Annotated in this window: 12 protein-coding genes and 1 pseudogene; 8 read left to right on the forward strand and 5 right to left on the reverse strand. The window is 69.0% G+C overall.

From position 1 onward, the window contains the following. On the forward strand, positions 1–269 hold a 269-nt coding region (locus LB823_RS23115), incomplete at its 5' end, for a helix-turn-helix domain-containing protein (RefSeq protein ID WP_224652036.1). A gap of 56 nt (positions 270–325) precedes the next feature. Here the strand turns inward: LB823_RS23115 and LB823_RS23120 are convergent. The 5 genes from LB823_RS23120 to LB823_RS23140 all read right to left on the reverse strand — a co-directional run bounded on the left by LB823_RS23120 (position 326) and on the right by LB823_RS23140 (position 3,203). After that, the gene (locus LB823_RS23120) at positions 326–796 is read right to left on the reverse strand and encodes a hypothetical protein (RefSeq protein WP_224652038.1); all 471 of its coding nucleotides are present in this window, start codon (positions 794–796) and stop codon (positions 326–328) included. Between the two features lie 210 nt (positions 797–1,006). Continuing rightward, complete coding sequence (locus LB823_RS23125) at positions 1,007–1,231, reverse strand: hypothetical protein (RefSeq protein WP_224652039.1); 225 nt, start codon at positions 1,229–1,231, stop codon at positions 1,007–1,009. A gap of 82 nt (positions 1,232–1,313) precedes the next feature. Further along, complete coding sequence (locus LB823_RS23130; RefSeq protein WP_224652041.1) at positions 1,314–1,979, reverse strand: hypothetical protein; 666 nt, start codon at positions 1,977–1,979, stop codon at positions 1,314–1,316. 67 nt (positions 1,980–2,046) lie between these two features. After that, a complete protein-coding gene (locus LB823_RS23135) occupies positions 2,047–2,610 on the reverse strand; it encodes a winged helix-turn-helix domain-containing protein (protein ID WP_224652043.1) in 564 nt (187 codons plus the stop codon). Between the two features lie 107 nt (positions 2,611–2,717). Further along, entirely contained in the window at positions 2,718–3,203 is a 486-nt protein-coding gene (locus LB823_RS23140) for a hypothetical protein (RefSeq protein WP_224652045.1), read from the reverse strand. A gap of 133 nt (positions 3,204–3,336) precedes the next feature. On the opposite strand from LB823_RS23140, the gene LB823_RS23145 reads away from it, so the two are divergent. The 7 genes and pseudogenes from LB823_RS23145 to LB823_RS23175 form a co-directional block, all read left to right on the forward strand. Beyond that, on the forward strand, positions 3,337–3,633 hold the full coding sequence (locus LB823_RS23145; RefSeq protein ID WP_224652047.1) for a hypothetical protein: 297 nt from the start codon (positions 3,337–3,339) through the stop codon (positions 3,631–3,633). Beyond that, a complete protein-coding gene (locus LB823_RS23150; RefSeq protein ID WP_224652057.1) occupies positions 3,626–4,120 on the forward strand; it encodes a hypothetical protein in 495 nt (164 codons plus the stop codon). Before LB823_RS23145 ends, LB823_RS23150 begins: the two co-directional genes overlap by 8 nt. After that, on the forward strand, positions 4,117–5,040 hold the full coding sequence (locus LB823_RS23155; protein ID WP_224652058.1) for a hypothetical protein: 924 nt from the start codon (positions 4,117–4,119) through the stop codon (positions 5,038–5,040). Before LB823_RS23150 ends, LB823_RS23155 begins: the two co-directional genes overlap by 4 nt. Before the next feature lie 87 nt (positions 5,041–5,127). Then, complete coding sequence (locus tag LB823_RS23160) at positions 5,128–5,382, forward strand: hypothetical protein (RefSeq protein WP_224652060.1); 255 nt, start codon at positions 5,128–5,130, stop codon at positions 5,380–5,382. Positions 5,383–5,601: 219 nt separating this feature from the next. Then, the gene (locus tag LB823_RS23165) at positions 5,602–5,934 is read left to right on the forward strand and encodes a WXG100 family type VII secretion target (RefSeq protein ID WP_224652062.1); all 333 of its coding nucleotides are present in this window, start codon (positions 5,602–5,604) and stop codon (positions 5,932–5,934) included. Positions 5,935–6,017: 83 nt separating this feature from the next. Further along, a complete protein-coding gene (locus LB823_RS23170) occupies positions 6,018–6,314 on the forward strand; it encodes a WXG100 family type VII secretion target (protein ID WP_107504231.1) in 297 nt (98 codons plus the stop codon). Between the two features lie 327 nt (positions 6,315–6,641). After that, positions 6,642–9,823, forward strand: a pseudogene (locus tag LB823_RS23175) (hypothetical protein); the annotation flags it as partial.

Below are 9,823 nucleotides of genomic sequence, written 5' to 3' on the forward strand. Positions count from 1 at the left end.
CCACAACCCCTAAGCGCCGCCCCGCCGGCGCCCATCGCATGAGCTGGCGAATGCCCGCCGCGCTGATCCCGCCCACCATCGCTGGTATCCCCGCGCAGGCCGTGAGCGTCCCGGTGGCCGCCGCCATGCTCGGCGTCAGCGACCGCAGCGTCCGTCGGATGATCGACTCCGGTGATCTGCCCGCCCGCAAGCTGCCGACCGGCAGCCTCTCGATCCGGGTGGCGGACCTCGACGCGGTCGGTGTGCCGGTCGAGCCACGCCGCGCCTGAGCCGAACAGCCAACGCACCCCGCCACCAGGAACGGTGGCGGGGTGCTTGCGTCGGGTCAGGCGGTGGCTTCGATTGCGGCCATCGCTTCAATCACCGCGACGCGCTCCATGATCTCCGCCCAGTGGTTTCCCACGCTGAGCGCGATGCTCGCGCGGGTCGATTCATCCAGGTGCTCCCGCGCCATGCCCGCGACCGGATCCTCCTCGAGGACGCTGCTGACGAAGCCGCCTGCTGCGGGATCCGATCGTGCGGAGTTCCAGCGGACGAACGCGACGGCGAGGGTGGCGGCGAAGGCGAGCGTGGCGGTCGACGTGTCGGGCTCGGCCTCTGTGAGCAGCTCGATCGTCGCGCGGCGGTACATGCGCTCAGCGTTGGTGAGGGTGGGCGGAACGGCCTCCGCGGCGAGCTCCTCGATGCGCTCCCACATCTCGCAGACCCACGTTTCCAGTGCCAGGCAGCCGACCGGGCCGATCTCCACGGCGGCCCGGTGGGCGACGCGATCGCCGCTCAGTTCGTCGAGCAGCATCGGCGACAGCTGCGCGCTGACTGCGGCGGATCGCGGCGGCGACGGCGCCCGAGTAGATCGCGACCGCGGCGGGCGCGGCGTGGTCTCGGGTGATGGTGTGCGCGGCGTGGCGGAAAGCTTCCTCGGTCATGTTTTTCCTTGTTTCAGCTCAGGTTCGGCGGACAAGGCCCGGCCACCCGCGGTGGCGGATGCCGCACCCTGGCGGCCGGCTCAGCGACGGTTCGGGTCGGGGTCGACTCGGCAGCCGGTGAGGCCGAGCTGATCGCGATCGACTCGACGGAGCTTGCTCTCGCCGATCGGGGCGGCCCAGGTGGTGGTGCTGTCGAACGAGGTGACCACTTGGGAACAAACCCCGTCGACGCTGCGCTGCTCGACGGTGGCCGGCGGGGCCACCCCGGCCGATCGCTGCGAGGTGAAGGCGAGCGCGAGCAGCACGCCGATGACGAGCGCCAGCGCGGCGATGAGGCCCGAGCGCGTGGCCGGGCGAGCGAGGATGTTCGTGACTGTTCTCCTTGGTTCAGTTGGGGATGGTGGTGGGCGTCGGGATCGGGGCGCCGTTGACGCCGGGCACGGTCTCGCCGAGCGTCGGCGCCGGCCCATGGCTCACCGCGTCGCGCAGAGCCGTGCCGGTCTCGGGGATGTTCACGGGTACCGAGTACACGGCGGCGTTCCACCGCAGCAGCAATGTGCCGCGCTCGTTGGTCCACAGGTAAGGGCCGGGCGAGCTGAGGTCATCTGCGGCGGGCACGTTGACCGCGGGCGAGCAGGGGTGGCTCTCACTCGCACCCGCGCCGGGCCAGGAACCGAAGCGCTGCTCGGCTGCGGTGTCCCGGGTGAGCGGGCCGCCCGCCGCGTGCAGGGGCCAGAGCGTTCCGTCGGGGAGCCGGACCCACGAGCAGCCCGGGCCGTAGCCGAACGCGAACGGGGTGCCATCCGTCGAGGCGGCCTCCGCGTACAGGCGATCGACCGCCTCGGGAATACCAGCCGCGACGTGTCGCCTCATCTCGCGCTTGGCCTCCTCGGCCTGCGCCTTGCGGTATGTGCGGACGGCGCTGTCGCTGGGCGAGGCGGTGACCGAGGAGGTCGACGGCGTCGAGGCAGTCTCGGTGGTGGTGTCGCACGCGGTGAGGATGGTCGCCGCGGCGATTGCCGCGGCGAGGGCGGGGTACTTCTTCTTGTTCATGTTGTCCCTTTCGTGGACGAGGTGAGGGGGATGCACCCTGGGTGTCGGTGGGGTGGGTCGCGGAGGTCTATGCGAAGGCCGGCTCGGGCTCCTCGGAGGCGGCCTCCAGCTCGCGGGCGGCCGTGACGATGCGCTGCACAGCGGACTCCGAGAGACCCGTCTCGTCGGCCAGATCGCGGTTCGACATGCCGTTCGCCTTCCCGCGAAGCACGCGCACCACGACCTCGACCGGCGCCTTCGTGCGGCCCGCGTCGACCAGCTGCTGCGCGCGAAGCAAGTACTCCGCGTCGTCTGCGTCGCGATCGGTCGCGGTCCGCGTCGAGGGCGAAGCGGCGGCGTGCGCCGCGGCGGGTCGAGGAGTCGGCACCGCGGCGAGCCGCCGCGACGTGGGTGCTTCGTCGCCGTGCTTCGCGGCTGCGTCGCGCGAATCAGCGCTGGTCACGGACAGTTCCTCGGTGTCTGCGTCGCGAAGTGCGTCGGGCCGCGTCGCGGGTTCCTCGGGCGTCGCGTCGCGGTTCGCGTTGGCGCACGTCGCGGTGTGCGTCGCGAGCTCCGCATCGCGAACGGAGGCGTTCTGCGTCGCGGTGCGTCGCGCGTCGCGCGTCGCCGGGGCTTCGACCGGCTGCGTCACGGGTGTCTCGTCGCGAAGCAACGGGGTGTCGACGTGGCGGCCCGCCGTGGGCTGCGTCGCGCCGGTGGGGGTGCTCCGCCACCAGGCGTGCACCCGCTGCGGCAGGGTTACGGAACCGGCCTGCTGCGCGCCGGCAGCGAGGTGAGGAGTCGATGCTGCGCCGCGGCCTGCATCGCGATGCGGTGCAGACTCGCGCGGGTGTCGAGATCGCTGCTCGTCGCCTCGTACCCCTCCTGCGCTGCGGCGGCGCAGGCGGAGCAGAGCCGGCGCACGCTGCCCTCGCACGACTGATTTAGCGATCCGGCTGCACCACACTCCTCGCACAGGTGGGCCGCCGGCTGCGCGGCGTCCCGAACCAGTGCGCGCATCTGCTGGTAGCGCTCGCCGTGGACGGTGTCGAAGCGGACGTCGAGCTCACCCGCCTCCTCTTTCACCTGCTTGAGCACGTAGTCCGGATCGATTGCGGCGAGCTGCCGGTCGAGGTCGACGAGTACCGGATACCAGCCGGGGCCGATGTCGATGTTCCGGCCCCACTCCTCGGGGATCCTGCGCAGGATCGGCTGCAGCGCGGGGTACTGGTCCTCGTCGTCCATGCCCCGATCATCGCGCGGAGAACTGACAGTGTCGACAGCGTTTCCGATGCCGCCGACGGTTGCACTTGCATCGGAACCTGCAGCCGCTCAAGCTCATTCGGTACTCGTCAGCGCCTGGAGAGATACTGCCGGCATGACCGACGATGCCCCCGATGTGATCGCCCAGCTCCGCCAGATGCTCACCGACGCCGAGGAACGTGAGGATCCGGTCGACGCCGCCTGGGCCCGTCACGCCCTCGCCGTCGCCACGAAGGTCGTGGCGCAGATGGACGCCGTCGAGGCCCTGATCCTCTCCTTGATCCCGACGCGGGAGCGGGGTGCGATCACCGCGCTGGTGATGGCAGATGCCATGCTCCGGCTGACGGCCGCGGTGGACGCCGCGTTCGCGCAGGCGAAGCGCACCTCGGACGAGATGGCCGATCGTGGCTGAGTCGGAGGGCTACCGTCGACGCGTCGAGCTGCTCGACGCCGTCGACGCGGAGATGATGGCGGTCCATGAGCAGGTGATGGCTCTGATGCGGAAGGGGTTGCCCGAGGACGAGTTCACCGTGCGGATGCAGGTCTCGATGCACCTGGAGCAGCTCGTCGAGGCCGTCGACACCGCGCTCGGATATTTCGAGCTGCATCCCGCCGAGCTCGCCGAGCGAGCAGACCGCGTCGTCCTCGTCGAGCGCAGCGGGCCCACGCCGATCGAGACCACCTACCCGCTCGACGACTGGCGCCGGGAGGGGCCGAAGATCCTGACCGCGGCGTTGAAGCTGTGGGGCGTAGCAGGAGGACAAGTCCGCCTCTCTGGCAGCGCACTACGCGGCCGCGGCACCGTCTACACGCAGAGCGGCAGCTACACCGCCGCGGCGTGGTACGCCGCGAATGAGCACGGAGCCATCTGGCCCGCCGACACCGACGAGAAGTCGTGACCGAGAGCCGCACCCTGACCGATCTGATCCCCGGCGGCGGCACGGTCGCGCTGACCGTCACCGCGAGTACCTCGAACCTCGACATCGAGACGATGGTCCTCGACGCGCAGCGCGAGCAGGCCAACGCAGTACATGCCCTCCTGGCCGAGCAGTTCGCGTTCTGGAGGCGCGCCCTCTACGAGATGCGGGAACAGCTCGGCGGAGACCCCGCACCGGCTGCTCACCCGAGCAGCCTTGCACCCAATCCTATGCCCGGGCGGATGCGAACTTGGGACACGGACGATGCCGTGTGGCTGCAGTTCATTGCGCCCGGACGGGCGATGGACCTCGACAACGCAGAGGCAGTGCGCGTACCGGTGGAGCGCGACCGACACCGACGCCGACCTGGCGGCGGCCGCGGGGAAGTGGCTGACCGGCGGTGGTGCACCGCCCTACTGGCGGAGGGCGGTATTTTAGTAGGGCGCTATTCGGTGGGTCACGCCTGGACAGGCGCCGAAGCTGTCGTTGGAGGCGTACACCTATGTCCGGCCCCGTTTGTGACCGGCATGGCTAGCGCGCATAGTCATGCTCGCTCACCAGGGGCGGCTTCACGCACCTACGCGACCCTGTCTGCCGGCGGGAAGGTCCGGAGCGCGCTATGGGGAGGTGTCCGTCGCGGCGACGCGTTCGGCCTCCGCTCGGGCTTGGATGCGGGCGAGGGTTTTGGTGACGGCTTGTGGGCTGGTGCCGGCGTAGGGGGCGATGTGGGTCGGGCGCATCTGGCGGCGGTGTGCGTGGGCGATCGCGGCGCGGTAGTCCTGTTCGGCGGCACGTTTGCGCTGGGCGGCTGCCCGGATCGGCTCAAGGAGTTCGCGGATCTCGTCTTCGCTGGGTGCAGGGACGTACGGCATACCGCTCATTGTGACGCGGCGGCGGCGTGATTGTTCTGGCGGATCTGCGGCCGGGCCGGGTTGTCGCCTCCTGCGGTTTCGGTTGATGTCAGGGTCGCGGTCGGTACTGTCTGCTGCATGTCGCCTCAGCAGCCGTTGTTCGCATCGGCGCGTAAGCGTGGCCGGGATGTGGTTGTGGGTGAGCATGCGTGGTACCGCGGTGAGTACTGGCTGGTGAATTCGATCACGCTTCTCGACACCGCTGATTCGAGCCAGGCAACAGTGCAGCTCGACCTGCGTAACACCGTCGGGCATGGCCGCCGCTGGGTGTTGCCGGCCGATGTCGATGTCGCAGTCCGCGGGCAGCGCCGCCAGCAGCAACACCGCAACTAGGAGCTTCAACGATCTTGTGGCGGTTCCGCCCTGGGAGGCTGAGGCCGGAAGATGAGCGGGAAGATAAGCGCAGGACAGCCGTGTTCGCTAGTTGATGTGACGAAGCGTACGTTCGTTGCGGTAACTATTGCGGCCACACTTAACCGCCTATAAGGTTTGCCCAAATCCAACCCCCGTCGCACCAGCTGCCGGGGACACTCCTGGAGGGGCACGACGGCCATGGGTACTCGTTTCTCAGTCGCCAATCATGCGGTGACCACGCACGCGACCAACATCGAGCAGGTGTCCGGGGCGTTGAATGCTCAGGGCAAGCGGTTCGTCTCCGCGGTGGAGGCGTTGCCGGCGGCGTGGAAGGGGCAGTCGTTCATCGCGTGGGATCAGTTGACGACGCGGTGGGATGCTTCGTTCAAGGAGCTCAACGCGGCGTTGACGACGATCCGCGAGTCGGTGGGTCAGGCCGGGCAGCTGTACACCTCCGGTGAGCAGCAGCAGGCCGCGAACCTTGAGCAGGCGGCTCGGGGCATGGCCTGGGATCAGGCGAAGTTCCGCTGACTCCGGGGTTTTCGAGCCGACTTCTTATCTGCAGCCACGGACTCCCGTGAGCTGCGTCTGAGCCTTCCTATGAGGAGATGATCATGTCTGAGATGTATGCGTACGACGAGGGTGGCGCGGAAACCGCCGGTGATGATCTGGCGTCGATCGTCGCCGCGTTGGAGGCGAACCTGGAGCAGTTGCAGGGGTACGTGGCGTCGGTGGAGTCGCAGTGGAACGCGGATGAGCAGGTGCTCTACCGCGGTGTGCAGACCAAGTGGAACAACGCCGCGGCGTCGGTGAGCGAGATCCTGGGGCAGATGAAGACCGCGCTCGGTACGAACACTGAGCAGGTGCGTGACATGCGGTCGCAGGTCCGCTCCGCCCTGTCGCGCAACTGAATCCCTCAACGACCTCGCCGCTGTCCCTGCGGTGGCGGCATGCCGCGCCCGCCGGAGCGCTTCCCACACTTGCATGGAACGGACCCACCGATGAACTCCATCGTCGTCACCTTGATCGAGCGGCTATCGGTCGCGGCCCTCACCGGTGTCGCGATCGCGGCGTCCGCCGTGACCTCCTCGCCCACCGACGATGCTTCTCCCGCAACGGGGGACCCGTGTTCGGAACGACAGCGATCAGATTCCCTTGAGTTGTCTCAGCTGTCTTGCTGATCCACTGCCCACCAGTTCCCGCCGAGCCAACGACCCCTGCCTAGAGAGGCCTTCGCGATGAGTTTCGACATCACTCCTGGTGACGGCATCGTCGGGGAGCTGGAGCTGCTCGGTGACCTGATCGTCGGCGGGTTCCCGGAGGCCGTGTTCACGCTGCCGGGGGTGAGCGTTGATGAGGTGCTCGATCATGCGCGACTGTATCTGGGATTCGCGGAGGCCGCGCAGGCGGCGCACTCGCGGGTTCGTGGACTCGAGATCCCTGAATTCGTGGGTGTGGAGGGTGAGTTCTTCCGCGGCCGAGTCCCCGGCGAGCTGGCGATGCAACTCGGCGCGGCGGTGGAGTCGTACTCCCGAGTCGGTTCGGGGATCAAGGAACTCGCCCGCGAACTCGACGCCTCCCAAGCAGCTTTGAAGCCCCTCGAGGCGCGGGCGCGGGCGGTGTTCGAGCACATGCAGAAGGTGTGGATCAAGGTCAACGTCCCGTTCACCGAGTACAGCGGGTTGCGCAGCGAGTGGGATGAGCTCGTCCGGGCCGCCGGTGTGGTGCACGAGCGGGTCGCGGTGGCAGGGCAGCAGGCGGCCGCGGCGATCACCGCGGGCACCGAGGCGATGGTGCCGGTCAATGACTACTTCTCCACGCTGCCTGGTGGAGCGGTGGCGGGTGGTGTTGTGGCGCAGGGTGTGCGGTCGACCGCCTCGCGTGCGGTTACGGCTGCCGGCGGTGTGACCGGTGCTCCGGGGCGCGCGGTGAAGGCGATCGCCGACGGGCTGGGTGTCGCAGCCGGCGCGGTCACCTCGGTTCCGCAGCAGATCACCGTCCGCGGGCAGCAGCTCGCCTACCACGCGGCGGAGCTCACCTCCTACGGGCCTCGGGTGGGCGATCAGCTGATCACCGATCCGCGTAGCGAGGCCGCGCAGCGCCTGGTCCGGGAGGGTCGCGCGACCAACATCCTGGGCCTCGACCCCACGGGTGTTCCGACGGCGATGCTGATGCTCGCCTCACCGAACACCCTCATCCGCGAACAGGAACCGAAGAAGCGTAACGCGGGCCGGCGGTGGACCACCGCGTCCGGGGCCGGGCAATCCCGGATCGCCGACACCACTGCCGTTCCCGCCGCCTCGTCTGTTGTGGTCGCGGAGCGGAGGCGGTCGGCACTGTCCACCGTGTTCACCGGTGCCGCTGGTGCGGCGGGGTCGGTGCGGGACCGTGCAGGCGCGGTCCGCGAGGGCTCGGCGGGTGTCGCCCGTAACAGCCGGGGTGTGTGGATCGTCGGGGAACAGATCGCCCAAGCCGCACAACGCGTCACGCAAGTGGCCGGCAACGTCGAGCAGCTCGCCGCCCTCACCTCGTGGGCGGCAACCCAGACAGCGGCGGGGCAGCTCCCGCACGCTGCAGCCAAAGTTGCCGACGCTACGGTCGGGCAGCTGGTTTCGGTGCCGGGCCGGTTCATCAGCGGGTACGCCTCCATCGTCACCGACGGGATTTCGGGCACCGCCGCCCTGCTCGGCGTCGGGGGCGACCCGGTGCGAGCCTGGTCGGGCCTCGCGTGGAATGTGCTCAACCCGGTCAAGGGGGCGTCCCGGTTCGCGGTGGCGGCGTCACCATTGGAAGCCGCCGCTGATCCGGTGTACGCAGCCGGTGCGGCAGCGTTGTGGGGGACGAACGCCGCGATCGCGGCGGTCCCGTTCGCGTGGGTGGTCACCCTGCCGTTGACGTTCACCCTCGGTACCGCCCAAACCCTCCTGCGCCCCGGCCTCCTGTCGCGGATCGAAGCGAAGAAGACCCTCGATCAATCCCTCGACGCGACCACCGAGCAGCACCTGCAGGACACCGCCGCCCGCGCCACGGCAAACACGAGTCAGGTGCAGGTCACCACCTCCGATGTGGACGTTCACGCCCTCGATCATGGTGGGTACGTCACCTTCACCCTCCCCGACCTCGAAGGCGGGGAGCCCAAGGCCTGGTACATCCTCGCCACCCCCGACAGCCCCGGAAACTTCACCACCAACGTTCCCACCGCCCCGGACCAAGAACTCGTCGAACGCGCCGACGGCTCCGTCGTCCTGGTCAACACCGCCACCGGGCAGATCGTCCGCACCATCAAAACGCCCTGGGCGAAAGACGCACTCGGTCGGGATCAACCCACCTGGTACTCCATCGACAAGGTCGACGATGTGACGTCGACGATTACCCAGCACATCGCCCCGAACAAGAACGCCTTGTATCCGTTGGTGGCGGACCCTGTCTCCGTCACTAGTGGCGGCGAGATGACCAGCGGGAATACCCCACCGGTGGACTCGAAGGACAATCAAACACCCTCGAATCTCCCAGCTGCGAGCGCTGGCCCGAGCAGCGGCTCCGCTTCAGGTTCCGGTCCCAGTCGTGGCTCGAGCAGCAACCCACCTCCGGCTCGCACCGCACCCGTCGCACCTCCTCCGCCGCCGCCACCGCCGCCGCCTGCGGATCCGAGTTCCCCCGGCGATGACCGCAGCCAAGGCGACATCGGCGTGCGAGAGGACCCCGGAACAGGCACCGACAGCGGCACTGGCGCCGGTGGAGGGTTCGGTGGCGCTCGCATCGACAACGGCTCCGGTGTCTTCGACGGCGGCGCACACATCGACGACGGCTCCGGGCCGATCACACCACCGTCCGGCGGGTATGGAATCGGCGGGAGCGGCGACGGCGTTGGGACCGGCAGCGGGTCCTTCCTTCCCGACCAGGACAAGAACAAGCCTGGCTGGGGATTCATCGACGGCGTCTACCGGGGCCAGGACCCGCAATACGCGGACGGCGTGTACCGCCCCGGTGAAGGCCGGCCGGACATGCAGCAAGTGGTTTTCCCGTTAATCGCCGCCGCAATCGCCGCAGTGACCGTCGTCGATGTTGTCATCGTCGGGTCGGTCGTGGTCGTGGCGACCAGTCTGCTCGTCCTGGCCCAGAACCCCGAAGCCCGCCACAGCTTCGCAGCGTTCGAAAAGGACGTCAGAGATCGCATCGGCGCAGCCTGGGACACTTCCAGCAGCGCGTTCCGCGGATGGTACGAACGCAACGTCGCCACCAAGGTCATCGAAGGTCAAGCTGTCCCCGCCCCAGGCGCCGGCACCCCGAAGCCACCGACGGCACCAGCACCCGCGGCGCCGGCACAACCCGGAGGCCAACCCCCAGCGACCGCGCCCGCACCACCGGTCCCGCCCGCAGCGTCCGCGCCGTTCGTCACCGCACCCGCACGCCCCAACAC

It is taken from the genome of Tsukamurella sp. M9C (assembly GCF_020169415.1).
In the GTDB taxonomy this organism is placed as follows: domain Bacteria; phylum Actinomycetota; class Actinomycetes; order Mycobacteriales; family Mycobacteriaceae; genus Tsukamurella.

Excerpts from the sequence above, each read along its gene's own strand:
- LB823_RS23120 (WP_224652038.1), bottom strand. The coding sequence starts at position 796 with ATGCTGCTCGACGAACTGAGCGGCGATCGCGTCGCCCACCGGGCCGCC.
- LB823_RS23130 (WP_224652041.1), bottom strand. The coding sequence starts at position 1,979 with ATGAACAAGAAGAAGTACCCCGCCCTCGCCGCGGCAATCGCCGCGGCG.
- LB823_RS23140 (WP_224652045.1), bottom strand. The coding sequence starts at position 3,203 with ATGGACGACGAGGACCAGTACCCCGCGCTGCAGCCGATCCTGCGCAGG.
- LB823_RS23145 (WP_224652047.1), top strand. The coding sequence starts at position 3,337 with ATGACCGACGATGCCCCCGATGTGATCGCCCAGCTCCGCCAGATGCTC.
- LB823_RS23160 (WP_224652060.1), top strand. The coding sequence starts at position 5,128 with ATGTCGCCTCAGCAGCCGTTGTTCGCATCGGCGCGTAAGCGTGGCCGG.
- LB823_RS23165 (WP_224652062.1), top strand. The coding sequence starts at position 5,602 with ATGGGTACTCGTTTCTCAGTCGCCAATCATGCGGTGACCACGCACGCG.
- LB823_RS23170 (WP_107504231.1), top strand. The coding sequence starts at position 6,018 with ATGTCTGAGATGTATGCGTACGACGAGGGTGGCGCGGAAACCGCCGGT.